The following is a 25,938-nucleotide window of genomic DNA, read 5'->3' as shown; positions in this document are numbered from 1 at the left end:
GAATACCCCATAAAAAAACTCCCCTTAAGATAAACAGATTTTTTATTTCATCTGTCTACCTAAAGGGGAGCATATCATTTAGGTGCGCTTTTTTATTTAGATACAACTTGAAAAGGAGAACAAATGATTATCATAAATGTAGCAGATGGCATATAATATTTACAAAGGTTTAAAAAGTTTCCTTAAGGAAAGATAGGTGATCGTTATGTGGTATAAAGAGAGTTCGTTGTTTAAGTTGCAGCAATACACGATAATCCTACACAAGCTTGGAATCTTTTCGCAGGAAGACAAGATAGACATATTAGGTAAAATTCAAAAGTATAAAATGAAAGTTGGTTTAAAAGACTAGGCTGCCTGGGTAGGGAGCCTCTTCATTTGTTCATCTTACATAGGAAAGACCCGGCAGCAACTGCCGGGTCTTTATATATAGGCTGAACTTATTTTTTAGTTACGTTAGCTGCTTGTGGTCCGCGAGCTCCGTCAACAATTTCAAATTCTACTTCTTGACCTTCGTCAAGGGATTTAAATCCTTCTGATTGGATTGCAGAGAAGTGTACGAATACGTCGTCTCCACCTTCAACTTCGATGAAACCAAAACCTTTTTCAGCGTTAAACCATTTTACTTTACCTGTTTGCATGTGAATGCCTCCTAGAACGTTTGCACTTTTGTGCTCTGTAATTACCAAACCACTTTCAAACTCTTAAGTTAAGATGTAATCCAGTACTGAATGGTTGTCACAAATATATCACAAGAAAAAAGCTCTCGCAAGGAACTTTTCTGAAAAATAGGAATAAAGAGTCAGGATATTTTTACATATGTAATTTTCAACTGAATGTTATAGATTAATGAACATTTTTGAGGTATGCAGATGTACAAAAAAAACCATCTGCCTTCTATTCACTAGCAGGAGATGGTTTTAAGTCGTGGGATGGTCGTGTGGCTACAATGCCTGTAGCTTTTACAATCTGGTTTAAGATGTTGACTCTGGATTGATCATCAAAGTTTTGAGCTTTGACAAAAGCGTAGCCATCTTCATTTGATACATAGCGGGGTGGTAAATTGTTAAGTGTAATTGCAAAGACATCAGCTTTACAAATATCACATTTGCATGGCAGCTGAAGTTGTCCCCAATAATTTTTTAATGCTTCTTCTACAAGAATCTCCATGGCGTTTTTCACATTCATGGGCTTTTTACCCCTTTATACACAATCTATATGAATAGAATAGCTTATTCTTACTACATATGTAAACTTCTACAGTGTGTAACAAGACTATTTAACTATAATTATTTTTAATTAAAACACAAGATGATACTTTTTTACTAAATTAACAATAATATATGATTTTTCTGAAAATTAACTTGAAATCATATATGATTTGAGATTAACATAGGATTATGAAGACTACACATAAAACAAACAAACAGCAGTATGCTTATCAAGTCATTCGTTCCCGTATCTTAGATGGCAGGTATCCACCAGGTCACAAACTTGTTATTGACCAACTGGCTAGAGAGCTCCAAACAAGTGCAATTCCCGTTCGTGAAGCAATCAGGCTGCTTGAAGCGGATTCTCTCATCTCGTTTAAGCCTTACTCAGGAGCGATTGTCACCCCCTTTGATGAACAAGCATATTTAGAAACTTTATCCGTTCTAGCCGTATTAGAAGGTTTTGCGACTGCAGAATCATCAATACACTTTCCTCACGAAAAACTTGAAGGTTTAAGAGTGTATACAAAGCTTATGGAAGATGCACTTGAACAACTTGATTATTCTCTTTTCTCCAATTACAACAAGGAATTTCATCAACTCACTTACAAATATTGCACCAACCAATTTCTGTTAGAACAGATTCATACAACTTGGGTAAGGCTGGGGACTGTTCGTCAGCAGGGAACAACCATGAAGCCTGTTCGAATGAAGCGATCAGTTGCTGAACACTATCAACTAATCGAGATGATGGAAAGAAGAGAGGAACCAACAATAATAGAGGCATTTACAAGAAACCATAAATTGAATACACTCAAAGCTTTTCTGGAGGATTCCAAACAAAATTCTATTTGAGGAGATGAAAGTATGAAAGTAGAAGAAGTAAAGAAATCTCTAAGAGGATCAATCGCTCCGATCATCACCCCTTTTCACGAAGATGAATCGTTAGATCTTGATACACTTAAAAGTTTGATAGACTGGCACATCCAGTCTGGAAGTCATGGTATCTCTGTTACCGGAACGACAGGAGAACCTTCATCGCTGACATTAAAAGAACGCGAGCTTGTAATGGAAACAGCGATCAAAGCGGTAAACAAGCGCGTGCCTATCGTTCCGGGAACTGGATCGACCAATCACCAAGAATCTCTTCATTTAACGAAATTAGCTCAAGAAATGGGAGCAGATGCCGCTATGGTCATCGTCCCTTACTACAATAAGCCCTCACAACATGCACTTTACAAACATTTTAAACTCATCGCAGACTCAGTAGACATCCCATTAATCATTTATAACATCCCAGGCAGAACAGCCGTTAATTTGGAAGTAAAGACGCTAGCGCGACTTAATGAAGACTGTCCAAACATTATCGGAGTAAAGGAATCTAATAAAGACTTTGAACACATAAACCGTGTACTTTTAAACTGTGGACGTGACTTTTTGCTGTATTCGGGAATAGAACTGCTTTGCTATCCGATGCTTGCGATTGGTGGGGCAGGATACATATCTGCAACAGCAAACGTATTGCCGTCTAAAGTGGCAGAAGTATACAACGCATGGGATTCTGGAAATGTTGAAGAAGCATTAAAGCTTCATTATGATTTGATGCCATTAAATGATGTTCTTTTTAAAGATACGAATCCTGCTCCACTAAAAGCTGCGTTAGGTATGATGGGCAAGATCAACCCAACATTAAGGTTGCCGATGGACTTGCCGGCAGATTCTCTGCAAAAAGAAATCAGAGCTGTTCTTGCTGATTATGGCTTAGTAGAAAAAATAGGGAGTGAAGTATAAATGAAACACGCACGCGTTATTTTTGAAGGAAGAGAACAAAACGGAACGGTAGTAGACGATGTAATCACTTTTTCATCAGGGAAATCAGCTAATGTGAGCCAGATCAAAACGTGGCTTCCTCCCTTTACGCCAAATAAAATGATCGGGCTAGCTCTTAATTATGCTGACCATGCAGATGAGCTAGGGCTGGAGAAACCGGCTGAACCGGTACTTTTTATTAAGCCTAATTCATCATTAGTAGGTCATAAAGGCCAAGTGTTCTATCCAGACGGTGCAACATACATGCACTATGAAAATGAACTTGCGGTTGTCATCGGTAAAGAGGGAAGAAACATTAAAGCTGAACATGCGATGGATTTTGTAAGCGGTTACACAATCGCGAATGATGTTACAGTGCGTGACTTCGTTAACAATTGGTACCGTCCCCCTGTTCGTGCAAAAGGGCACGATACATTTGGTCCGATGGGTCCTTATTATGTAGATGCTGCTGACATTCCGGATGTGACAAACCTTGAACTGCGAACATATGTAAACGGTGAGTTAAGACAGCAAGGAAACACAAAAGATTTGATGTATTCAATCCCTGAAATCATTGAGTTTGTTTCTTCATTCATGACTCTTGAACCAAATGATGTGATCTGGACCGGTACACCAAAAGGTATCTCACATGTTCATCCTGGTGATGTGGTCAGACTTGAAATAGATTACTTAGGTTCTTTAGAGAATACGATTGTTGATGGTCGTACAGAAAAAGTTTCAACTGGAGGGAAGGACCATGAAACCGGAAATTAAAGAATTGGTTCACCACTATATAGATGGTCAATTTGTATCAGGGCAAAAAGGAGATCTTTTTGTAAACATTAATCCATTTACAAATGAAAAGATCAATACGGTTAGTGAAGGAACGATCGAAGATATTAATCAAGCTGCATCTGCTGCAAAGAAAGCCTTTAAACAAGGTCCTTGGGGAAAGATGAAGCAGGAAAAGCGTCTTCAATACATCTATAAGATTGCAGAGTTAATTGATCGCGATGTAGAAGAGATTGCGTTGTTAGAGTCCTATGATACGGGACTTCCTATAGCTCAAACACGAAAGATGGTAGGACGTGCAGCAGATAACTTTAGATTTTATGCCGAGATGGTAAGAAACCGTATGTCTGGTGAAGCTTATCATGTGGATGATGAGTTCATGAACTATACGATTCAAAAGCCTGTAGGTGTTGCAGGACTCATTACACCATGGAATGCGCCATTCATGCTTGAGACATGGAAAATCGCACCTGCACTTGCAACGGGAAACACGGTCATACTAAAACCAGCTGAATGGTCGCCATTAACTGCTAATAAACTAGCAGAGCTTGTGGATGAAGCAGGACTGCCAGCAGGCGTCTTTAACGTCGTTCATGGCTTTGGTGAAACAGCGGGTGCATCGCTTGTTGCACATGATGATGTGCAGCTCATCTCGTTTACTGGAGAGACGAAGACAGGTTCCGAGATTATGAGAAACGGTGCTGCTTCATTGAAGCGTTTTTCTATGGAACTTGGCGGAAAGTCACCGATCATCGTATTTGACGACTGTGACTTTGAGCGTGCGCTAGACGCTTGTGTATGGGGCATCTTCTCTTTTAACGGAGAAAGGTGTACAGCGAATTCACGTTTGTTTCTTCAAGACTCAATTAAAGATGAGTTTGTGGCTCGTTTAAAGGAGAGGGTGGATAACATTATCGTAGGCGATCCATCTGATCCTAATACAGAAGTCGGCCCTCTTATTCATACAGAACACTATGAAAATGTGAAAAGATATTTACAGATTGCCGAAGACGAAGGTGCAGAAGTATACACCCAAGCACTCTCAGAATCTCACAAAAAAGGGAATTTTGTAGCTCCGACACTTTTATTAAACGTAAAAAATGATATGACGGTGGCGCAAGAAGAAATATTCGGTCCTGTTTTATCTGTGATGACGTTTAAAGATGAACAAGAAGTGATCGAATACGCAAATGATATTAAGTACGGTCTCGCAGGCTATGTGTGGACAAACGACATGAAAAGGGGTCTTCGCGTCGCAAATGCCGTTGAAGCCGGTATGCTCTGGGTGAATTCACAGAACGTACGTGATCTTCGTATTCCGTTTGGTGGTTCAAAAAATTCGGGTATCGGCCGTGAAGGCGGACACTATGCGTTTGAGTTTTACACTGAGATGAAAGTGGTGCATGTTGCACTGGCTGATCATCACATTCAGCAGTTCGGAAAGAAAAAACAGTCGCTTCAAACCGAAGCGAAACATTAGGAGGGATTTCTTTGCCTGCACGCACGGGGGAACAATATATTCAAGGTATCTCAAAGGCTAAGAATAACGTTTGGATTCATGGTGAGAAAGTAGATGATATTCCTTCTCATCCGGCATTTCGAAACATTGTAAGGTCCATTGCTAACCTGTATGACCTCCAGCACGAAAAAGCAGACAAGATGCTCTATACCTCTGAACTGACGGGTGACAAAGTAGGTCTTTCCTTTATTGCGCCCAAAACGGTAGACGATCTCATCCGCCGCCGTGAGATGATTTCGGAATGGGCGGGCTACACAGGAGGAATGATGGGGCGTACGCCAGATTATTTAAACACGAGTGTTATGGCGTTCGGTACGTCCGGTAACTTTTTTGCCCAAAATGATCCGATGTTCGCAGAAAACGCAAGAAAGTATTATGACTATTGCCGGGAAAATGACATCAGCCTAACACATACGCTGATCCATCCGCAAACGAACCGATCAAAAAAGCAGTCTGAGCAAAAAGATCCGTATTTATCTGCACGTATCGTTGAAAAGAATAAAGACGGTATCGTAGTAAAAGGGGCCAGGTTGTTAGCTACACTCGGTGGGGTAACGGATGAGATCGTTGTGTTCCCATCAACATTGAACAAAGCATCTTCCGAAGATGATCCGTATGCGATGGCTTTTGCCATTCCGAACAATACAGAAGGTTTGAAGTTCTTATGTCGTGAATCGTTTGATACGGGACGAAGCCAGTGGGACCATCCACTTAGCTCTCGGTTCGAAGAGAGTGATGCGATCGTTGTTTTTGATAATGTACTCGTACCGTGGGAGCGCGTTTTCGTAAGCGGCAGCTCTGATATTTGTAACCGAACGTACGTCGAGACTAATGCGATCGTTCATATGGCACATCAAGTAATCGCGAAGAATACGGTAAAAACTGAATTTGTACTCGGCGTTATCTTAAATATGATGGAATCAATCGGCATTGATGTGTTTCCACATGTTAAAGAAAAAGCATCTGAAGTCATGCTTATTCTCGAAACGATGCGTTCTCACCTTTACCGTGCAGAGCATAACGCTTCTATTGATAAATACGGAAATATGACACCGGACTTTGCACCGCTCAATGCTGCGCGTAACTGGTACCCGAAAATGTATCAGCGCATTGTTGAAATCGTGAAAATTCTTGGGGCTTCAGGTTTGATGGGGATTCCGACAGAAGCGGATTTTAACGCAGATGATATTGGCGAACTCGTACATCGCTATACACAAGGGGCCAACATTGATGGCTATGAGCGCACTCAATTGTTCCGCTTAGCATGGGACATTTCCATCAGTACGTTCGGCGGCCGCCAAGCTCTTTATGAATATTACTTCTTTGGAGATCCGGCGCGTATGTCGAACATTTATTATGATCAATTTAACAAAGAGCCTTATAAAGCAATGGTAAAAGATTTTCTGCAGCGTGTGAATTCCAAAAGCCATAACTACACAAGTGTATAGGAGGAGCCGTCATGGATTTTAACATTATACGAATCGCGCGTGTTGTCATGAACGTCACCGATCTCCATGCTTCCCGTGACTTTTATGTGAACGCTCTTGGTTTTATCGAAACGGCTGCTACTTCAGAATGGATGGCATTACGTGGACTAGAAGAACACTCCCACCACAGCCTTTTGTTGAAAAAAGCAGATAAGCCTGGCGTTCATGTCGTAAGCTACAAAGTGTGGGAAGACAGTCACTTAAACGAACTACAAACCTTTTTTAAAGGAAAGGGCGCTAAAGTGTTATGGAAAGATGCAGATCCTGCCGTTGGAATCGGTAAAACATTATGTGTAGAGGACCCTTCTGGGATACCGCTAGAGTTTTTTGTGGAGATGGAAAGTGTTGAGCGCTGCATCCAAAAGTATGATCTGTACCGTGGTGCACGTGTTCAGCGTATCGATCACATCAACTGCATGGTTCCAGATGTGGAAGCAGCTGTAAAGTTTTATACAAATGAACTCGGATTTAGAATTTCAGAATATACAGCAACCGAAGACGATCGAACATGGGCGGCGTGGCTTCACCGGAAACCAACGGTCCATGATGTTGCATTTATGAACGGAGAAGGTCCTCGTCTTCATCACGTTGGTTTTTGGTTATCTGATCCGATGAGTTTGATCCATTGTTGTGACGTGATGGCGAGCATGGGTTATGCAGATAACATCGAGCGCGGACCTGGACGTCACGGCTTATCGAACGCATTCTTTTTATACGTGCGTGACCCTGATGGAAATCGCATTGAGTTATATAATGGGGACTATTTGACGAGTGATCCTGACTTTAAACCGATCAAGTGGGACATTAACGATCCAAGACGTCAGACGTTTTGGGGACATAAAGCTCCTGACAGCTGGTTTAACGAAGCAACCTCTTTTTTGAGTTTGGAAAAAGGTGAGCCAGTAGAGCTGAAAAGTCCAACTCTAGCGCAGCGTAAGCCTGATTTTGTGACTTGATTTTGGGGTTTGTATAGATAAGTGAAATTATTAAGCCGGCTCTGCTTTGAATTTGCAGGAGCCGGCTTTTTTGATGTTTGTAGGAGCATTCGCGCTCGTCCAGCGGCATGAAATGCACGCTGGATGAGCGATTCTCAAGATTTATGAGCGATTCTCAAGATTTATGAGCGATTCTCAAGATTTATGAGCGATTCTGAATTTTTAAGATTTATCCAATTCATTCTTAATATAAAGTAGTCCGCTTTCGGTCAGCCGTGTTCCTTTTCGACCTTTTGCTTTCACGATAAACCCTTTTTGCTCCACGAGATCTAAACGTAATCTGATTTGAGCTTCAGTAAGCGTAACGCCTTCTAATTCCAAATCCTTCAGTAAGCCCTTCCTGCTGGATGCTTTACCAGAAAGGTGGTTGCGATAGATGCAGCTCATAATAGCAGCTTCTTCTTCTGGTGCGATTAGTGGGGGCAATTCCTCTGAGGTGGCAGAAACCTCACTGAACGCCTCAGCTGCAAAAGTCCTCTCATCACCTCTTATCCTCATCACTTCCTGAGGGAGATCGTTAACCTTAATCTTTTCTCCATTGCAAACAGCAAGCATATAATCAATGGCGTTCTTTAATTCTCTTATATTACCCGTCCAGGAGCGGTTTATAAGATGGCCAACGACTTCATTCTCCACTTTCATTTTTTTAGTAGTACGCATCGTTAAAAAATGATTTAGTAAAAGTGGTATATCACCTTTTCTCTCACGAAGTGCCGGGAGTTTTAAATAAAGAACATTTAAACGATGATACAGATCTTCCCGGAACAATCCTTGCTTTATGTCAGATGCCAGGTCCTTGTTCGTTGCAGAGATAACTCTTACGTCAATAGGGAGTACACGAGTTCCTCCGACTCGCCTTAATTCTTTTTCTTGCAGAACACGTAAGAGCCGTGTTTGAAGTTTGACGCTAATATCACCAATTTCATCGAGAAAAATGGTACCACCTTCTGCTTGTTCAAAGAGACCTTGTTTTCCGCCTTTTTTTGCACCTGTAAATGCACCTTCTTCATATCCGAATAGTTCACTTTCTAATAAATCCTCAGAAAGGGCAGAACAGTTTACTGCTAGAAAGGGACCGTTTCTTCTGCCTGATTCGTTATGAATGGAACTTGCGAAGAGTTCTTTACCCGTGCCGCTCTCCCCTTGTATGAGGAGGGAGAGATCTGTTGCAGCCAGTTTCTTCGCAATATTTTTTGTTCGAACAATTTCCTCGGAGTCGCCGATGATATCACTGAAAAAATACTTTCCGATATAACCTTTTCGCTTTAGTTCATGTCGTGCCGCTTTCTCCATCGAGATTGTAGTATTCGTGTTTTTGAATGTTGCAATCATCGTGTTTTCAGCCGGTAATGTGAACCGGTGAACCATAACATTTGTATCATTGATCGTAAAAAATTGATCTGATTGTTCACTTGTTGTATCTGTTAGAAAGTTCAGCAGCTCATTATCTTTAATAATTTGTTTAATATGTTTTCCGACAGCTTGTTTTGAATCGGTTGAAAATATACTCTTCAGTTCTTCGTTAAATACGGTAATCTTACCCGTATGATCAAATGATAAAATACCATCATTCACTCCATTTAATACTTTGTCCAGGTGTTCGTTAAGTTGAAGTGCCTTTTGATTAGCAAGTGCAAGTTTCTTAGACAACTGAATAATTTTTTCTGTAAATCGTTCAGAAATGCCTGTTGCCCGGTCATCTAAGACACCAAGTTCATTCAAAATTTCTGTTATGGTAGTAATGTCGATCAGACGTACGCCGATATTAATAATTCTCTTAACCTTTTTTGGCACTAGATGCATCTCGCCGGGTGTCACAGCGATATCTGCATGTTGGTAGTGAGGAATGCCAGGATAGTAGGGAAGGTAATTCAAGTGATTGATTCCTAGATGTATGAGAGTTTGTACGGACTGTTCTACCGTTTGTGGAAAATCGTTCACATACATTACATCTGAACCCTCTGGCAGTTGTAAAAGCTGATCCATAAATTCATAGTTGACGGTGCGTCTTGCCGTAATCACTCTACAAGATTCATTCAAACAATGAGCTACCTCACGTTTAATAAGATAAGAAGATAGAATTACGATTTCATTCTCCAGTCGCGTAGGAAGCATTTCTTCAGAAGAATAACTTCTAATATGAAAATAGTCGCCTAAAATGGATTGAAGTTGTCGGGATAATGCAATACGAGTTTCCTTTGTACCTGCTAAAAGAACAATCTGGTTTTTGGTTTCCATCATATACACCTTCTTTTAATGGTCATTTTTAGGTCGTTTTTTGGTTATGAAACTATTATCTTATAACCAGCCATTAAATAAAACAAAATATTTAAAAACCTTTAATAAAGGGAGATGGAATGTTGGCACAATTCTTGCAAATAATGAATGGTGAATTATAGAAAAGGGGGAAGTAACGTGGATAAGAAAAAAGGAATTACGATGCCCGATACGTTTGTTATCGTGTTTTTTGTTGTAGCACTAATGGCTTTGTTAACGTATATCATACCGGCAGGGCAATTTGAGACAAAAGAAACAACCTTTATGCAGGGCGGCGAAGAGCAGACTAAAACAGTACTTGTTCCTGATAGCTTTTCGTACGTAAAAGGGGAAGACGGTGAGCCAGCTACTCAAGGGGTCAGTCTGTTCGAAGAAGGCGGCGGTGCCGGTTTTTTAAACTACATTTTTGAAGGACTTGTTTCAGGAGATAAATGGGGGTCGGCAGTTGGGGTTGTAGCCTTTATTTTAATCATCGGTGGTGCGTTCGGTATTATTATGAAAACGCGTGCGATCGAAGACAGTATATTAAAAATGATCGACCATACTAAAGGTAGAGAAGCACTCATTATCCCGCTCATGTTCTTATTATTCTCTCTAGGCGGTGCTGTTTTTGGGATGGGTGAAGAAGCGATCGCCTTTGCAATGATTCTTGTCCCCGTTGTGATAGCTCTCGGTTATGATGCTATTACAGCGATTATGATTACTTATGTTGCAACACAGATAGGTTTTGCAACATCCTGGATGAATCCGTTCGGTGTCGCTATTGCACAAGGTGTTGCTGGAATTCCAGTACTATCCGGTGCACCATTTCGAATTGGAATGTGGGCTTTCTTTACATTAGTAGGAATCGTATATACTTGGGTATACGCATCAAGAATTAGAAAAAATCCACAACGTTCCTTATCGTACGATTCAGATGCATACTTCCGTGACGATTTTAAACATACAGATATTAAATCAAACTTTGGAACAGGTCATATCTTAATTCTTCTTACCATTTTAGCAGGAGTTGCATGGATCGTTTGGGGAGTTGTAGAAAGAGCATATTACATTCCCGAAATTGCTACTCAATTTTTTACGATTGGTTTAGTTGCGGGTATAATTGGTATTATCTTCAAGATGAACAATATGACAGTGAACGGAATTGCTGATGGTTTTAAAGAAGGTGCAAAGGATCTTCTTCCAGCAGCACTTATCGTCGGTATGGCTAAAGGAATCGTTATCATCCTAGGTGGGGATAATCCTGCTGAAGCATCTGTTTTGAACACGATTCTTCATGCCGCTGGCGGAATTGTTGATGATGTTCCTGCAGCACTTTCTGCATGGATTATGTATGTATTTCAATCTGTGTTTAACTTCTTCGTTGTATCAGGTTCAGGTCAAGCTGCGCTTACAATGCCTTTAATGTCACCGCTTGCGGATCTTGCTGGGGTGACTAGACAAGTAGCGGTTCTTGCTTTTCAGCTGGGTGATGGTTTTACGAACATGATCGTACCAACTTCTGCGGCTTTGATGGGAACACTAGGAGTTGCACGTCTAGATTGGGGAAAATGGTTCAAGTTCCAAATTAAGTTTCAAGCGTTGCTGTTTACTTTTGCTTCAATTGTTATAGTCATCGCTGTGTTAATCGGTTTTAAATAATATACTTTTGAAAAAATAAAGGAATGATTCACATGTTTACACTCATAAAAGGCGGTGAGGTATATGCGCCTCATTATCTCGGAAAAAAAGATATCCTATTAGCTGCCGGAAAGATAGCCAGCATCTCAGAAAATATTGAATGGCCGGCACCTGCTCTTGATATCCACGTCATTGATGCAACAGGGAAAATAGTGGCACCAGGTTTTATTGATGGACATGTTCATATTACTGGTGGTGGAGGAGAAGGCGGATATAAAACAAGAACTCCTGAGATCTATCTGTCAGATGTTACGAAAGCAGGTGTGACAACGATTGTTGGAGTGATTGGTACGGACGGGATAGCCCGGACGATGACTTCTTTGATCGCAAAAGCAAAAGCGCTAAAAGAAGAAGGAATCTCGTGCTTTGTGCACACGGGTTCCTATCAAGTTCCAGTTAAAACGCTAACAGGGAATATTGAAACAGACATCATGATGGTTGATGAGATCATCGGTGTAGGTGAAATTGCTATTGCTGATCATCGATCCAGCCAGCCGATAGCACCCGAACTGGCAAGGCTAGCGTCACAAGCAAGAGTTGCAGGTATGCTTTCAGGAAAAGCGGGTGTTGTGAACATTCACCTTGGCGACAGCAAACGCATGTTATCTTTAATTGAAGAAGTAGTGGATACGACAGATCTGCCTCTTTCTCAATTTTATCCGACGCATATTAACCGGAATTCTTACCTATTTGAAGCAGGGATCGAATATGCGAAAAAAGGCGGTACCGTAGATTTTACAACCAGTACGACAAAGCAATTTTTAGAAGAAGGCGAAGTTAAATGCTCAATTGGGCTTAAAAGAATGTTAGATGCAGGAGTGGCAATTGAGCAAATAACGTTCACATCAGACGCACAAGGAAGTTTGCCTGCATTTAATGAATTTGGAGAATTTACGGGCTTGCGTATCGGCAAAGTGAACTCGCTGTTCGGCGAAGTGCGGGATGCTGTTCAATTAGAAGGGGTTTCACTTCCTGAAGCATTGCAAACAATCACTTCTAATCCCGCTCGCGTTTTAAAGCTTAAACAAAAAGGAAGGCTGCAAGAAGGGCTTGATGCTGATCTTGTTCTGCTTAATGAAGATCTTAGCATCGATTCAGTTATTGCGTTAGGACAAGTGATGGTTCAAGACGGAGAGGCCGTAATCAGGGGAACGTTTGAAGAATAAAGGAAGCGATCGTAACGCTTCCTTTTTCATTTTTAACTTATGAAATATATGGTAAAATAGAGAACATACATAATTTTTCTTAAAAGGTGGCGATCATGTGGCAAAACAAGAAATTCCGACAGCGTTAAGTCCAGAATTGTTTGAACACCTGCAAGGCGAACAGCTTGTCCTCTTAGGAACCGTTGACGTAGAAACGAAAGCTCCATCTGTTAACGCGATCTCATGGGTAAAGAGCTTGTCAAAAGAAAAGATTCGATTTACGGTTACGAACAATTCTCGCATCGTAACAAACATTAAAGATAATCCAAATGTGGTCCTTACGGTAGTAGGTCTTGAAACGGTATATTCTATTAATGGAAAAGCGAATATACTTCAAGAAACCATGGAAGGCGTACCCTTAAAGCTTGCAAAGATCGAAGTGGATATTGACCATGTGTTTGAGAGTATGTTCTGGGGTGCAAAGATCGTCCAAGAACCTGTATATGAAAAGACGTATAATGAAAAGAAAGCAAAAGAGTTAGATGTCCAAGTGTATGACGCTCTTATGAAATAAAGCTGACTTTTTTACAACTAGAAGAAACGTGCAAACCGTCAAAACATTATGTTGTGGCGGTTTTTTGTTTATTTTTAGATGTGTGCTTAAACATGGTGATAGTTGAAAAGGGGGAAATCAAATGACTATCATATACCGATCGTTTCTCTTATCGGGGCTTCTTTCTATCTTGGTTGGAATCGTGCAGATCACGAGTCTTGTGGAAACGAAAGCCGATGGTCTGAATGTTTTGGGATATCCTCTTCTTTTATGGGGTATTGCCGCATTCCTATGTGCGTTAAACCGTTTTGCTGTTGTGTGGATACACAAACTATTGGCTGCAGTGGGGGCATTACTACATGGAACGGTAGTTATGTATAGTCTTTTGTTTCCGTTCGATGCTGAGATAAAGGGAATGCTGTTTATCAGTTTCTTATTCCCTTTAATGTCTTTCATTTCAGTATGTTGCTGTGGGTTTATTCTAGGACAAAAAAGGTATAAAACACATTCAAAAACGATCAGCAAATAGTGAACTTTTTTTACTTTATGATAAAATTAGATGATTAACTCCTTGTTTTTCCTAAAGTCGGTTTTAAACAAGTTAACTGTGGCAACGATGAGGGTATGAGGAAGAAAAGGGTGAACGATGCATGGACTGGCGAAACTGGGAACGCTATTTTACTGAAAAAAACATATTAGAACTGCTTGATCAATACAAAGATCTAGGTTTCTTGCCAGGGATATTGCTACCTATGCTGGAATCATTTCTGCCGATCCTTCCGCTTTTTATTTTTGTAGCGGGAAATGCAGCGGCATACGGATTTTGGTTAGGATTTCTTTATTCATGGATTGGGGTTTGCGTAGGTTCTATCATTGTGTTCTTATTAGTTCGGCGATATGGACAAAAGCGATTTTTGAATTTTTTAAACAGACATACAAACACTACACGAATGCTAGGCTGGGTAGAGAGGCATGGTTTTGGTATGCTTTTTCTCATCTATTGTTTTCCGTTTACTCCATCCGCTCTAGTTAACATAGTAGGCGGATTATCACGGATTAATATTAAAACCTTTCTGCTAGCCTTAACTCTCGGTAAATTGGTGATGATCGCGATCGTTTCATTTATCGGATATGACTTTATTGATGTGTTGAAGAGCCCTTTGAAACTTGGGATGATCGCTTTTGGCATATTTGTCTTGTGGCTAGGTGGAAAAATAGTTGAATCTAGACTTAAAGAATCAGAGCACCGGGCGTGATAAAACGCCAGGTGCTTATTTACTTTCACGAAGATCTTTTTCCTTGAATATAGTTAGAAAAGAGGAAGGGAGACTTTGTATTGATTAAGATCAAGTCACAAAAGCAGATCGAAAAGATGCATGAAGCAGGAAGGCTGCTCGCTTCATGTCACAGAGAATTAAGCAAGCTTGTTATCCCTGGAACAACAACATATAAAATTGATCAGTTTGTTGAAAATTATTTAACAGCTCACGGAGCAAAAGCTGCTCAAAAAGGATATATGGGGTATCCTTTTGCGACTTGTGCTTCTGTAAATGATGAAGTATGTCACGGGCTACCCAATAAAAATGCGTTAAGGGACGGAGATATCGTCACGATTGATTTTGTTGTAAATTTAAATGGTTGGCTGGCTGATTCCGCATGGTCATATGAAGTAGGAAGGGTTTCTAAAAAGTCGCGTGCTTTGTTGGAAACAACCAAACACGCTCTATATAAGGGGATAGAACAAGCACGGGTTGGTAATCGTATAGGTGATATTGGTCATGCGATTCAATCTTATGCGGAGAATAAAGGCTATTCGATTGTTCGAGAGTTTATTGGGCATGGTATAGGGCGTTCCATACACGAAGAGCCTCAAGTTCACCATGTTGGAGAGCGTAACACGGGAATCACTTTAAAAGAGGGTATGGTTTTAACCATCGAACCCATACTTAATCAGGGTCGGCCGCATGTAAGTTTGAAGCAGGATGGCTGGACGGCCGTCATCTATGACGGAAGTCTATCAGCACAATATGAACATACTGTTGCCATTACAAAAGAGGGGCCAATTATTTTAACGGAACAAGCTTAAAATAAACATTACCGCATATTCTTTAAAGAAGAGCGGTAATTTTTTTTGCTCTTAAGGTTATTTTTTTAAAGTAACTTGACATAGACAAGTTACTCATTGTAATATACTAACATAAAGTAAGTTAAATTCACGTAAAGAAAGAGGGATAGGGATGTTATCATTAGGATTACTGATTATTCGATTAGTAGTGGGGCTAGCATTAGCAGCGCATGGAGCTCAAAAGTTGTTTGGGTGGTTTGGCGGTTATGGATTAAAAGGAACCGGAGGCTGGATGGAATCTATCGGTATTAAACCAGGTTATACGATGGCTCTATTAGCAGGTCTGGCTGAATTTGGCGGGGGACTTTTGTTTGCCGCAGGTTTGTTCACCGAAATTGGTGCTGTGCTGATCGCTGGAACGATGCTTGTAGCTGCAGTTAAAGTTCACTTGCAGAACGGGTTCTGGGTAACGGCGAACGGCTATGAGTTTAATTTAGTCTTAATCGCAGTAGTGATAGCAGTCGCCTTAACAGGAGCAGGAGATTATTCTTTAGATCACCTTTGGTTAAAATAGAACTGGATACAGAACAAAAATGACGGAACCACTTTATGCTGAGTGGTTTTTTCTTTTGCCTAAGTAATTAAGCTCAGAAGAAAAGATTCAATACGATACCATAGTCACAGTTAGAAAAATCACTTATAATGGTGAAGTACTTTTATAAGGAGGTGACGTTCCTTGTTTAAAGAGATGTCAGAGAACCAGATATTATTATATGTCATAAAAAACTTAAAAGAGTTACGAAAAAAAGAATTTCAGCTTTTAATCGATGAACTTCACCCGTATGATATCGCAAATGTTTATAAAAATTTGCCGGAGAAGCACAGACATAAGTTTGTTACGTTTTTAACCACAAGACAGATTGCTTCCTTGATTCAAGAGCTGGAAAGTGATCTTCAGATGGAAATTCTGAATAAACTTGGCATTGAGCGATCATCTCACATCATGAACTTAATGGAGAATGACGATTTGGCCGATCTTCTCGGTAATTTGGATGTTAATGAGATCCAAGATTTCTTGTCTTCCATGAAAGCAGACGAATCGAAAACGGTTCAAAGTCTTATGCAGTTTGATTCAGATACCGCTGGTGGAATCATGACCAACCGGTTTGTATGGATTCCTCAAGTTTATACGGTTAGAGATGCGGTTGAAAAGCTAAAAACATTCGCCGGTTTTGCAGAGAATATTTATTACTTATATGTAATTGATGATGAAAGAAAGCTTGTTGGTGTAGTCTCGTATCGTGATCTGTTATTAGCAGAGATGGATGAGAAGATTGAGGAAATCATGTACAGCAGGGTTATCTCCGTACCCGCAGAGACAGACCAAGAAGAAGTAGCACGTACAATTGAGCGCTACGACTTTATAGCTGTCCCTGTAACGGATGAACATGATCGTTTGATCGGAATTGTTACAGTCGATGATGTGCTCGATGTATTAATTGAAGAAGCTAATGAAGACATTGAGAAGTTATCCGCAACGGGTAAATCCATTGATTTTCAGACAAGTGCACTCGTAGCTTCCTATAGAAGACTGCCTTGGCTTATTTTACTTTTGTTTATTGGGATTCTATCTGGGAGTATTATTAGTACGTTTGAAGGAACGATTGAACGCGCGGTTGCACTTACGTACTTTATGCCAATGATTGCAGGTATGACAGGGAATACGGGCACACAATCTCTTGCAGTAGTTGTTCGTGGACTTGTATCGCATGACATCGATCGGCCGACCATTGTGAAATTAATACTCCGAGAATTTGGTGTTGGGTTTATTATAGGCATTACATGCGGAATTTTAATCTCAATCGTGGCTTTCTTATGGAAAGGCAATCTAATTTTGGGGTTTGTTGTAGGTAGTTCTTTATTCTTTACATTGATAATTGGTACGCTTGCCGGAACACTTATTCCGTTATTACTATACAGATTTAAGATTGACCCAGCGGTAGCATCGGGACCTCTTATCACAACATTGAATGATATTTTTTCACTCTTAGTATACTTTGGTACAGCAACAATGTTCTTATCATATTTACTATAAATAAAAGATATCGTGCTGCTATCTCTTACATTGAAAACAATATGGTGTTAATAAAAATCAGTCTTTTGACTGGTTTTTTTATTTAAAAAAATGTTGCATTTTTCCAGTTTGCAGATAAAATTAAAACATCTTAAGGAGGAGTGTACAGATGATAGTTAAGTTGGATCAAACGTGGCATGAACAAGTTATGGACTATTTAAGTGAAGAACCTGCACTAAACTTATTTATTATTGCTGATATTGAGAATTTTGGTTATGAAACAGATTCTCAGGACATCTGGGCAGATGTTGATGATAACGGATCTATCACAGGTATTCTTCTCCGTTATAAAGGGAACTACCTTCCGTATGCAAAAGGGGAAATTAACGCAAAAGCATTTTCAGAAATTATCAATAAAGATAAAAGTTACGAAATGCTTTCTGGGAAAAAAGAAATTACCGAGCAGTTTACTCCTTTTTTAAATTTTGAGCGAACAAAAGAATTGTATTTTGCTGAATTAAAGGATGCCAAAGCATTAAACAAAAACAGCTCTAGACAAAATATAATACAAGCAGATATTAAAGATGTAGAAAGCCTTATGGAATTAAAATACTTGATCAAAGAATTCTCTATTGGAAAAACAGCTAAAGAAAGCTTGGAGCAAGCATTATCCACCAAAACAGGACGCACTTATTTTATAAGAGAAGAGGATACCATTGTTTCTTGTGCATCCTCTACGGCAGAAAACTCACTGTCAGCGATGATTGTCGGCGTTTGTTCACACCCTGAAAAAAGAAACAAAGGGTATGCTTCCCTTTGTATGGAAGCGCTATGCTACGATATTTTGGCTGAAGGGAAAACGCTATGTCTTTTCTATGATAACCCTAAAGCAGGGTCGATATATAAGCGTTTAGGCTTTAAAGATATTGGGTTTTGGTGTATGAACTACCCACTCCTAACAGCTGAATCACAAAAGCAGCAAGAAAAAGTGTTATAAGCACGAACACTAGTGAAAACTGATAAGGAAACGCTCTTTTCTAAAAGGTTGTTGCTTTTGAATCCTTCTCTCCTTTGACAGTTGATTGGAGTGGAAAGCGAGCAGCCTGGAACGGAAATCAACACTACCAAAAGCAACAAAGTTTACGAAAATAGCTTAAGAAAATAATAAAAGACGGCGGAATCGAACTCTAGCGATTTCGCCGTCTTTTTCTTGTGTTAACTAACCAAGCTTCCGTTCTGCAGCTTGTTCATGTGAAGTATTCTTTTCTTCATTAGAAGTTCTTAGTGGAATTTCTTTTAAGAAGAAGAAGGTGAGTATGAATGCTGTGCCAATAACGATTGCACCAGTTAAGAAAACGCCGTTTAATGCATAACTCAAAGACTCACGCAGTATACCAAGTACTTGTTTAATAACGTTTAAAGATTCAGGTGGCAAAGCACTGAATTTTTCTATAACAGCTTCTTGGTTCAGCAACACTTGAGGGTTCGCGAGCTCTTTAATCTGCTCACCCATCTCAGGTGTAACACTAGGAGAAGACGCGACTAGCTTTTGAGACTCTTTATTAAAGTGATCTGCTAGAGAGTTATTCATTACACTCCCCATAATTGAAACACCAATCGTACCACCAAGCTGTCTGAACAGTTGAACAGAAGAGGTCGCAACACCTAAATACTTATGCTCAATCGCGTTCTGCACAGTTAAGGTGAAGATCGGAAACGCGATTCCAAGTCCTGACCCAACGAGAATCATATTAAAGATTGCTGTCGTATTAGTCGTTTGCGTATCCATAAAATGCATGCTCGTCATTCCACTTACCATAATGAACAATCCAAGCATAGCTAATTTCTTGTATTTTCCTGTTTTTGTAATGATCTGTCCGCTTATCGTGCTTCCTGCAACCATAGCTAGTGTTAATGGCATCATGACAAAGCCGGATTTAGTAGCCGATGTTCCCATTACTCCTTGTATGAAGAAAGGCATATACATGATCGATCCAAACATACCTGCTCCTAAAAAAAAGCCGATGATGTTAGACACGGTGAACACTTGATTTTTGAACATATCAAGTGGTAGCACAGGACTTGATACACGCTTTTCTGTTAGCACAAACAAAAAGAAAGCTACGATTGTTACAGCAAACAGTCCGATGATCTCTGGAGATACCCAATCATATTGATTTCCTGCCCAGGTGAATGAAAGGAGAAGAGGAACCATTGTTAACGTTAGTAACAATGAACCCGTGTAATCGATGGATTCCTTCTCTTTTCTTTGAACAGAAGGAAATAAAAAGTATATAGCGGCAAAAGCGACAAGACCAAAGGGTAGAAAGATCCAGAATACCCAATGCCAATGAAAGTGATCGACGATGTATCCTCCTAATGTAGGACCAAACACGCTTGCTAAACCGAAAACACTGCTCATAATCCCTTGCCATTTACCGCGTTCGCGAGGCGGGAATAGATCACCAACTGCTGTGAAAGCCGTCGACATGATCATACCTCCACCAAAACCTTGAACACCTCTATATAAGATGAGTTCTAAGATACTTCCGGAAATGCCGCATAAAAGTGACCCTGCAGTAAACACACCGATCCCTAACAGGATAAAGGGTTTTCTTCCGTAAATGTCTGATAGTTTTCCAACTAATATCGCTGTGATACTTGAAGTGAGCATGAAAATCGTGAAAACCCAGCTGTAGTATTCTATTCCTCCAAGATCAGCAATGATTTTTGGTAAAGACGTACCAACAATGGTTTGGTTTAACGCTGCAAAAAGCATAGCAGACATGATGGAAAGCATTATAATTACTTTCCGCCGCATTTCTAGATGTTCCATGCATCACCCTCCAATTCATGTTGTAAATATTTCACAATGTGAATTATTTTCGAAAAGGAAAACTGCTCCACTAATCAAGCAGTTTTATTGAAGAATCTATCATTCGCTTTATGTCTTCATCTGTTAATGCAGCAAACTTTTTTTCCAGGTAGTTATTCTTAATGTTATCCATTTTTCGTGCGATTTCTCTACCATCTTCAGTAATTTCCAAATAGACAATCCGACGGTCTGAATCTGATCGTACACGCTGAATGTAGTTCTTACCAACAAGCCGATCCGTAACTGCGGTAATATGACTAGATGAAACTTTTAATTCATTAGCGATTTCGGAAGCCATTAAAGGACTTTGAATAAATAAAGTCTGAAGAACAGCAAACTCATTGCTTGGAATATAATCTGAGTACACTTCGTTTAAACCTTTTCTTAACGTGCGAAAAAGTCTGCGTAAGCTCATTTCCAATTCACGCTCTAACTCATTTCTTAATGGGGTTTGTTCTCTATTTTCCATTTTAACACCCTTGCTTTTTGTATCTTCTTCTACTAGTATATGATAATTTATATTTAATGAGAAAGAAAGTAAAAGGTTTAGGGAGAAACGGATTATGAAAAATTCAACGTTATTTTTTGTGCTTCTAGGTTTTGGCTTTTTGATTGGAGCAGCTTACTGGGTTTGGGCAATCACAACACAATCGCAACCAGGTGGATTGTAAAAAAAAGGCTGTTTCGTATTCATTGTTGCTTTTGAAAGTAGTTGATTTCCGTTGCAGATGCTCGCTTTCCTTGGGGCAGGCGGTGACCCACATTCGTACGTTTCCTTATAAGTGTCTCGCCTGTCCGCCTTTAGAAGTTCCTTGCTCCTGCGTCTACAAGTTAATATCCGTAGTAAACTTCCTCGTCGCATGCCTTGCAAGAGGTATCTCATGTGGCAGGCACGCACCTTCCACTACAATCAAAAATTCAATGAAGGAAATAAGACTTAAAAGCAACAATCTTTTAAAAAAATGAGCCGTAATGGCTCTTTTTTTGCGAAATTATACACTTCTATTTTGAATAAATGGGAGGTGTATGTATGAAAGAAAAATTTCAGATTACAAATCAACTTTTAAAGAAAGGATGGAAGCAGCGTCCAGGAGGTAATCGTGTACCGCGCTTTGCGGTTGCGCACGACACTGGGAATCCCGACTCAACGGCGCAACAGAACTATGAATATTTCAACAGCAGACAACTAGAGGCTTCTGCGCACGTATTCATAGATGATAAACAGATATTGCTGATTATTCCATTGCATGAAAAAGCTTGGCACGTTCGCTCTAACGTATCAGACGCGAACGAATGGGGAATTGGGGTGGAGTTATGCTATGGGCCTTCCATAGATTTTAACAAAGCTTACAGCCGTTATGTATGGTTTTTTGCCTATTTATGTGACATGTACCAATGGGATCCTGCCCGGAACATAAAAGGTCACTTTCAACTGGACCCAAAAAGAAGGACAGATCCTTTAAATTGTTTTCACCAATACGGTAAGACATTTCCATTCTTTATTGAAGATGTAAAGTATGAGCTGAAAAAGTTTGTTGTTCATCAGAATGAGTTTAAAGAGCTTGTTACTGAAGAAGGAAAACTTTATAAAGTGCAGATTGGAGCATTCACATCTAGAGAAAATGCAGAGAACCTTTCTCGAAAAGCTAAATCTGCAGGATTTGCTGTTCATATCGATTACTCTTAAAAACAATAGATGGTAAAACAGCCTTGAGAGATGTTGAATTTTAATTCTCGGTCGCTTGTTTTCCAAGGGGCAGGCGGTTAGTAGCCCCATTTTTTTTTGTGAGAATATGTTTTAAGTACACAAATTAATGGTAAATAAGTTGGAGGTATGCCATTCTTTGTGTACATAGGGGGAAGCAGTAGAACATGGAGCAACAATTGAGGGAATTAGGTAAAAAGATCATTGAGCATAAATATGATCTATCAAAGAAAATTGATGAGGTGCGCGTATCACTTGGTGAGCAGCCGACAGAGCTGACGGAATTTGTGTTAAACCTACGGGGAGAACTATTTTCATACTTTGGGCAAGCTCTTTATGAAGACATCAGAACATCTGAAGAGCAATTTATTAGTTGGGGAAGAAAAAATGGTGAGCTTGCTGTTCAACATGAAGTTCCATTAGACAAAGCATTAAGCAGTACCAAATACTATAGAATGGTGCTTTGGGATTTCATACGTAACGAAATTAGCAATGAAAAATTCAGCATCGAAACCGTTTTGAAAGCCGCCTCTATCATCGACCCATTACTGGATGAAACGGTTCATGCTTTTAGTGTAGCTTATGTTGAAAATAATAATCGTGTACTTGGATTGGCTAGAGAGGCAATTGAAGAGCTGTCTGTTCCTGTTGTAAGGCTGACAAGAGCGGTTGCGGTTCTTCCGCTTGTAGGAACGATCGATACGCATCGCTCTAAGTTAATTATGGAAACTTCTCTTCAAAAATGCATGGAATTACAGATTGAACATCTATTTATCGATTTGTCTGGTGTAGCTGTGATTGATACGATGGTCGCTCATAATTTATTTAAGGTAATAAATTCTCTTAAGCTTTTAGGTGTAAATGTAACGTTAAGCGGGATGCGTCCTGAGCTTGCTCAGACTGTCGTTTCGCTAGGAATCAGTTTCGAAGGATTTTCTATTGCTGGAAACTTGTATCAGGAGCTTGAAGCAATGGGGATTCGACCTCAAAAAAATAAATAAACCACAAATACTTGCCTGCTTAAAAAGGCAGGTATTTTTTTCTAGTATAAAAAGAACGTTTGTTCGCATATAATATAAAAAAAGGAGGTTGCTTCATGACTAACTTATTAATGAGATGCATACAAGAACGAGTTGGAATCGAAATGATCTACCTCTCACAAAAAGGTGACATCTCGCACCGATTTATAATTCCATACTCTTTTGACGGTCATATCATCAAAGGTTATTGTTCAGCAAAAAAACAGATTAGAAGTTTTCACATAAGAAACATATTATCTGTACATTCACGTTTTTTGTCTTCTTAAGATTGGAGGGATCGTCGTGCAATATGGAAGCGAAGAAGAGCGTTCGCTTATTGAAAAATTTGTGATGTATCCGATTTTACTTACCGTGTTTAATCGGGATCTACAGATTATTAACGGCTCTCCTTTTAGACTGAGACAGCCATACGTTGCACTAGTGGAGCAAATTATGAATCAAATCAGCAAAGATCTATATGATGTAAGAATTGAACTGAGAAAACGAAGAATCAAAGTAATGGATGCACAACGCGAGGATGATATTACAGAATATGAGATCTTTATTAGGGGTTATCGTGAAATTATGAGATTTCCGAACATTCATCTAAAAAATAAAGCTGAAACACTAATGCTTTCTTATCTACAAGTGGTTAGTGAATAAAGGATAAAGCGTGCAATTTTCATTTTCTATAACATCTGTATACAATGAACGTATTGCAAAGACATAAGATGATGATAATAGGATTAGAATTTGAATTGAGGAACGTTATGGAACACTTTATCCAGTTAGCCAGACAATTGAACAGCGAGATAATGATTGAAAGCCGCAGCCCTTTTGATCCGGTATGTCCGGTGAATACTCCACACCCTTGGCAGATGCTAGGCTGTGGGAACTATGCAGCGGTTTTTTCACATCCTGATCATCCAGCTTATGTAGTTAAGATCTATGGCAGGGATGAGCACGGATTATTAGAAGAAAAGAAAGTATATGATCGACTAGGAAAACACCCTGGATTTTCTGTTTGCTATCATTCTGAACAGCGTTTTTTAGTTTTAAAACGCATTGAAGGAATGACTCTATATGACTGCGTGCATAAAGGGATAAAGATCCATGAGAATGTTATTTACGACATTGATGAAGCAGTGAGGCATGCGAGAGACAAAGGGTTGTTTCCTAATGATGTGCATGGAAAAAATGTGATGATATCCAATAACAGAGGAATTATTGTAGACGTTTCTGATTTTAGTCAATACGAAACGTGCAGGAAATGGAAAGATCTGCGAAAAGCTTATTTCACTATTTATAAGAAATCTCTGTATGACTTCCCTATAAAGATTCCTTATTTTGTTTTGAATGGAGTAAGGATGGGGTATAGGTACTACAGGAAGTTAAAAATATCCAAAAAGAAAGGTCTAAAATAATAGGTCTAATGAATCATTAAAATCATTGGCGCAAATTGCCTTAGTAGGATATAATAACTATAAATCAATAGAAACCTTTGTTATTAAGGGCAAACCAGTTGAAAAGCTGGGACGCAAAGCTATGGGCCTAAAGTATGGTTAACATGCAATGGCAGCCGGTTGCCAAAGGGAAACGGACTTAGTTTAGACACAGGTATTTCTATGAAGACTTATTTCCGAAGAGTGAAGTTTTTCATACTTTAGAGATGAAGCACTCATAGAGGTTAAACGTATCTGAACATAAATGGAAGCCATTCCCTTTATTAGGTGATGGCTTTTTGTATGTAATTTTTGAGGAATTTGAGGGGTTGTAGAATGGAAAATTTCCAACTAGACTTACGCGCACTCAAAAAAAACTTGTTGCCAGAATTTATGAAGTCTATTCCCGCTATGATACATACACACAAAGAGCATCTAAGAAAAAATGAAGACTTTCATACGTTTCTAAACGGTTTTGTTGAGCAATATGAAAAGGTATTAGAGAAATTTTTACGTGGAATCGTGCATGCTGTATTTTTAGAAGAAGATCGATTTGAGTCCTTTTTAAAACAAGGAGAACAAAAAGCATTTTCATCAGGTATTCATTTTTTAAGACATCAGCGAATTCCTCATCAAGCATTAGCATGTTTTACAACGAGTATCAGTGAATCTGTTTTATTTGAAGTAAAAAAAGCAACGATAAACGAGCCATTAGTGATACAGCTATTTATGTTAGATCGTTGGAATCGGATTTCTCATCGAGCTGTAACAGGCTTTCTAAGCGGTTTCTCCTCTCAGCAATTCAAAGACCTTAAGGAGATTAGCATTCGCGATCCGCTAACAAATCTATACAACCGCCGATACTTTTATGACTGTTTAGAAGAAGAGCTTACAAAAGCACGCAGACTTAAACTTCCTCTTACACTTGTCATGTTTGATATCAATAATTTTAAATGTATCAATGATGAGCTAGGACATCACGCAGGTGATGAAATTCTTCAGCAGATCGCTGAACTTTCTAAACGATTAAAATTGTTCTCTGGATTTAGATTTGGCGGAGATGAATTTGTTTATCTATTGCCAGGGATCACAGAGGATGAAGCTTACATCTTAATCGAAAAGTTAGAGAGCCAGCTTATCGTATGGAATGAATCGATTTCATTAGCATATGGTGCCATAGAACTACTTGCAGATGCATGTGAGAACATCGATTATTATCTTCAGCTTGCAGATGAGCGGATGTATACCAATAAAAGAGCAAGAAGTGAGAATAAATCATTCATTTGAACAAAA

26 protein-coding genes and 1 riboswitch are annotated in these 25,938 nt (G+C 39.4%); of the genes, 21 read left to right on the top strand and 5 right to left on the bottom strand.

Going from position 1 to position 25,938, the window contains the following annotated elements:
- Positions 1-437: 437 nt before the first annotated feature.
- Positions 438-638: a cold-shock protein CspD gene (gene cspD, locus H9648_RS16745; RefSeq protein ID WP_066237152.1), complete on the bottom strand. Its 201-nt coding sequence runs from the start codon at positions 636-638 to the stop codon at positions 438-440.
- A gap of 256 nt (positions 639-894) precedes the next feature.
- The gene (locus H9648_RS16740) at positions 895-1,185 is read right to left on the bottom strand and encodes a late competence development ComFB family protein (protein WP_137789946.1); all 291 of its coding nucleotides are present in this window, start codon (positions 1,183-1,185) and stop codon (positions 895-897) included.
- Between the two features lie 212 nt (positions 1,186-1,397).
- On the opposite strand from H9648_RS16740, the gene H9648_RS16735 reads away from it, so the two are divergent.
- From H9648_RS16735 to hpaD, 6 genes are read left to right on the top strand one after another with little or no spacing between them, the layout of a single operon-like run.
- Positions 1,398-2,063 carry a GntR family transcriptional regulator gene (locus tag H9648_RS16735; protein ID WP_191754944.1) on the top strand — a complete coding sequence of 222 codons (666 nt, stop codon included), beginning with the start codon at positions 1,398-1,400 and terminating at the stop codon, positions 2,061-2,063.
- Between the two features lie 12 nt (positions 2,064-2,075).
- Complete coding sequence (gene hpaI / locus H9648_RS16730) at positions 2,076-2,999, top strand: 2,4-dihydroxyhept-2-ene-1,7-dioic acid aldolase (protein ID WP_191754943.1); 924 nt, start codon at positions 2,076-2,078, stop codon at positions 2,997-2,999.
- Positions 3,000-3,791: a fumarylacetoacetate hydrolase family protein gene (locus H9648_RS16725; RefSeq protein WP_191754942.1), complete on the top strand. Its 792-nt coding sequence runs from the start codon at positions 3,000-3,002 to the stop codon at positions 3,789-3,791.
- On the top strand, positions 3,775-5,289 hold the full coding sequence (hpaE, locus tag H9648_RS16720) for a 5-carboxymethyl-2-hydroxymuconate semialdehyde dehydrogenase (RefSeq protein WP_191754941.1): 1,515 nt from the start codon (positions 3,775-3,777) through the stop codon (positions 5,287-5,289). The genes H9648_RS16725 and hpaE overlap by 17 nt, the downstream gene beginning before the upstream one ends.
- An 11-nt stretch (positions 5,290-5,300) precedes the next feature.
- Complete coding sequence (gene hpaB, locus H9648_RS16715) at positions 5,301-6,776, top strand: 4-hydroxyphenylacetate 3-monooxygenase, oxygenase component (RefSeq protein ID WP_191754940.1); 1,476 nt, start codon at positions 5,301-5,303, stop codon at positions 6,774-6,776.
- 11 nt (positions 6,777-6,787) lie between these two features.
- Positions 6,788-7,771, top strand: a complete 984-nt coding sequence (gene hpaD, locus H9648_RS16710; RefSeq protein WP_191754939.1) for a 3,4-dihydroxyphenylacetate 2,3-dioxygenase — start codon at positions 6,788-6,790, stop codon at positions 7,769-7,771.
- Positions 7,772-7,972: 201 nt separating this feature from the next.
- Here the strand turns inward: hpaD and H9648_RS16705 are convergent, their stop codons facing one another.
- Positions 7,973-10,051, bottom strand: a complete 2,079-nt coding sequence (locus H9648_RS16705) for a sigma-54 interaction domain-containing protein (RefSeq protein WP_225218952.1) — start codon at positions 10,049-10,051, stop codon at positions 7,973-7,975.
- A 174-nt stretch (positions 10,052-10,225) separates the two neighbouring features.
- Between H9648_RS16705 and yfcC the strand changes: the two genes are divergently transcribed.
- From yfcC to H9648_RS16660, 9 genes are all read left to right on the top strand, one after another.
- Positions 10,226-11,728, top strand: coding sequence for a putative basic amino acid antiporter YfcC (gene yfcC / locus H9648_RS16700; RefSeq protein ID WP_318243551.1), 1,503 nt, complete (start codon positions 10,226-10,228; stop codon positions 11,726-11,728).
- Positions 11,729-11,760: 32 nt separating this feature from the next.
- Entirely contained in the window at positions 11,761-12,933 is a 1,173-nt protein-coding gene (gene iadA / locus H9648_RS16695) for a beta-aspartyl-peptidase (protein ID WP_191754937.1), read from the top strand.
- Positions 12,934-13,030: 97 nt separating this feature from the next.
- Complete coding sequence (locus tag H9648_RS16690) at positions 13,031-13,486, top strand: pyridoxamine 5'-phosphate oxidase family protein (protein ID WP_318243550.1); 456 nt, start codon at positions 13,031-13,033, stop codon at positions 13,484-13,486.
- A 121-nt stretch (positions 13,487-13,607) separates the two neighbouring features.
- On the top strand, positions 13,608-13,994 hold the full coding sequence (locus tag H9648_RS16685) for a hypothetical protein (protein WP_191754936.1): 387 nt from the start codon (positions 13,608-13,610) through the stop codon (positions 13,992-13,994).
- Between the two features lie 121 nt (positions 13,995-14,115).
- The gene (locus H9648_RS16680) at positions 14,116-14,721 is read left to right on the top strand and encodes a TVP38/TMEM64 family protein (protein WP_191754935.1); all 606 of its coding nucleotides are present in this window, start codon (positions 14,116-14,118) and stop codon (positions 14,719-14,721) included.
- Between the two features lie 80 nt (positions 14,722-14,801).
- Entirely contained in the window at positions 14,802-15,551 is a 750-nt protein-coding gene (map, locus tag H9648_RS16675; protein ID WP_191754934.1) for a type I methionyl aminopeptidase, read from the top strand.
- Positions 15,552-15,702: 151 nt separating this feature from the next.
- On the top strand, positions 15,703-16,104 hold the full coding sequence (locus tag H9648_RS16670) for a DoxX family protein (protein ID WP_191754933.1): 402 nt from the start codon (positions 15,703-15,705) through the stop codon (positions 16,102-16,104).
- Between the two features lie 162 nt (positions 16,105-16,266).
- Positions 16,267-17,625, top strand: coding sequence for a magnesium transporter (mgtE, locus tag H9648_RS16665; RefSeq protein WP_191754932.1), 1,359 nt, complete (start codon positions 16,267-16,269; stop codon positions 17,623-17,625).
- 148 nt (positions 17,626-17,773) lie between these two features.
- A complete protein-coding gene (locus tag H9648_RS16660; protein WP_191754931.1) occupies positions 17,774-18,601 on the top strand; it encodes a GNAT family N-acetyltransferase in 828 nt (275 codons plus the stop codon).
- Positions 18,602-18,823: 222 nt separating this feature from the next.
- Here the strand turns inward: H9648_RS16660 and H9648_RS16655 are convergent, their stop codons facing one another.
- Entirely contained in the window at positions 18,824-20,440 is a 1,617-nt protein-coding gene (locus H9648_RS16655; RefSeq protein ID WP_191754930.1) for an MDR family MFS transporter, read from the bottom strand.
- A gap of 70 nt (positions 20,441-20,510) precedes the next feature.
- The gene (locus H9648_RS16650) at positions 20,511-20,894 is read right to left on the bottom strand and encodes a MarR family winged helix-turn-helix transcriptional regulator (RefSeq protein ID WP_137790749.1); all 384 of its coding nucleotides are present in this window, start codon (positions 20,892-20,894) and stop codon (positions 20,511-20,513) included.
- A gap of 615 nt (positions 20,895-21,509) precedes the next feature.
- Between H9648_RS16650 and H9648_RS21010 the strand changes: the two genes are divergently transcribed.
- The 6 genes from H9648_RS21010 (at position 21,510) to H9648_RS16620 (ending at position 25,932) form a co-directional block, all read left to right on the top strand.
- On the top strand, positions 21,510-22,166 hold the full coding sequence (locus H9648_RS21010; protein WP_318243549.1) for an N-acetylmuramoyl-L-alanine amidase: 657 nt from the start codon (positions 21,510-21,512) through the stop codon (positions 22,164-22,166).
- Between the two features lie 185 nt (positions 22,167-22,351).
- Positions 22,352-23,185, top strand: coding sequence for an STAS domain-containing protein (locus tag H9648_RS16640; RefSeq protein ID WP_191754929.1), 834 nt, complete (start codon positions 22,352-22,354; stop codon positions 23,183-23,185).
- 95 nt (positions 23,186-23,280) lie between these two features.
- Complete coding sequence (locus H9648_RS16635; RefSeq protein WP_191754928.1) at positions 23,281-23,490, top strand: hypothetical protein; 210 nt, start codon at positions 23,281-23,283, stop codon at positions 23,488-23,490.
- Positions 23,491-23,506: 16 nt separating this feature from the next.
- Positions 23,507-23,866: a YhjD family protein gene (locus tag H9648_RS16630; protein ID WP_191754927.1), complete on the top strand. Its 360-nt coding sequence runs from the start codon at positions 23,507-23,509 to the stop codon at positions 23,864-23,866.
- Positions 23,867-23,973: 107 nt separating this feature from the next.
- Positions 23,974-24,627, top strand: coding sequence for a serine/threonine protein kinase (locus H9648_RS16625; protein ID WP_225218951.1), 654 nt, complete (start codon positions 23,974-23,976; stop codon positions 24,625-24,627).
- Between the two features lie 78 nt (positions 24,628-24,705).
- A riboswitch (cyclic di-GMP riboswitch) is annotated at positions 24,706-24,794 on the top strand.
- A gap of 187 nt (positions 24,795-24,981) precedes the next feature.
- Entirely contained in the window at positions 24,982-25,932 is a 951-nt protein-coding gene (locus tag H9648_RS16620; protein WP_191754926.1) for a GGDEF domain-containing protein, read from the top strand.
- Positions 25,933-25,938 lie beyond the last annotated feature (6 nt).

Origin of the sequence: Fictibacillus norfolkensis, assembly GCF_014836645.1 — a bacterium.
GTDB lineage: Bacteria > Bacillota > Bacilli > Bacillales > Fictibacillaceae > Fictibacillus > Fictibacillus norfolkensis.
This window is presented reverse-complemented; position numbering and strand designations above follow the sequence as displayed.

Coding starts and splice junctions, on each gene's coding strand:
- H9648_RS16680 (WP_191754935.1), top strand. CDS start 14,116: ATGGACTGGCGAAACTGGGAACGCTATTTTACTGAAAAAAACATATTA.
- H9648_RS16725 (WP_191754942.1), top strand. CDS start 3,000: ATGAAACACGCACGCGTTATTTTTGAAGGAAGAGAACAAAACGGAACG.
- H9648_RS16625 (WP_225218951.1), top strand. CDS start 23,974: ATGGAACACTTTATCCAGTTAGCCAGACAATTGAACAGCGAGATAATG.
- H9648_RS16740 (WP_137789946.1), bottom strand. CDS start 1,185: ATGAATGTGAAAAACGCCATGGAGATTCTTGTAGAAGAAGCATTAAAA.
- iadA (WP_191754937.1), top strand. CDS start 11,761: ATGTTTACACTCATAAAAGGCGGTGAGGTATATGCGCCTCATTATCTC.
- hpaI (WP_191754943.1), top strand. CDS start 2,076: ATGAAAGTAGAAGAAGTAAAGAAATCTCTAAGAGGATCAATCGCTCCG.
- H9648_RS16655 (WP_191754930.1), bottom strand. CDS start 20,440: ATGGAACATCTAGAAATGCGGCGGAAAGTAATTATAATGCTTTCCATC.
- H9648_RS16670 (WP_191754933.1), top strand. CDS start 15,703: ATGTTATCATTAGGATTACTGATTATTCGATTAGTAGTGGGGCTAGCA.
- hpaD (WP_191754939.1), top strand. CDS start 6,788: ATGGATTTTAACATTATACGAATCGCGCGTGTTGTCATGAACGTCACC.
- H9648_RS16685 (WP_191754936.1), top strand. CDS start 13,608: ATGACTATCATATACCGATCGTTTCTCTTATCGGGGCTTCTTTCTATC.
- H9648_RS16620 (WP_191754926.1), top strand. CDS start 24,982: ATGGAAAATTTCCAACTAGACTTACGCGCACTCAAAAAAAACTTGTTG.
- cspD (WP_066237152.1), bottom strand. CDS start 638: ATGCAAACAGGTAAAGTAAAATGGTTTAACGCTGAAAAAGGTTTTGGT.
- H9648_RS16650 (WP_137790749.1), bottom strand. CDS start 20,894: ATGAGCTTACGCAGACTTTTTCGCACGTTAAGAAAAGGTTTAAACGAA.
- H9648_RS16735 (WP_191754944.1), top strand. CDS start 1,398: ATGAAGACTACACATAAAACAAACAAACAGCAGTATGCTTATCAAGTC.
- H9648_RS16705 (WP_225218952.1), bottom strand. CDS start 10,051: ATGATGGAAACCAAAAACCAGATTGTTCTTTTAGCAGGTACAAAGGAA.
- hpaE (WP_191754941.1), top strand. CDS start 3,775: ATGAAACCGGAAATTAAAGAATTGGTTCACCACTATATAGATGGTCAA.
- H9648_RS21010 (WP_318243549.1), top strand. CDS start 21,510: ATGAAAGAAAAATTTCAGATTACAAATCAACTTTTAAAGAAAGGATGG.
- H9648_RS16640 (WP_191754929.1), top strand. CDS start 22,352: ATGGAGCAACAATTGAGGGAATTAGGTAAAAAGATCATTGAGCATAAA.
- H9648_RS16660 (WP_191754931.1), top strand. CDS start 17,774: ATGATAGTTAAGTTGGATCAAACGTGGCATGAACAAGTTATGGACTAT.
- H9648_RS16635 (WP_191754928.1), top strand. CDS start 23,281: ATGACTAACTTATTAATGAGATGCATACAAGAACGAGTTGGAATCGAA.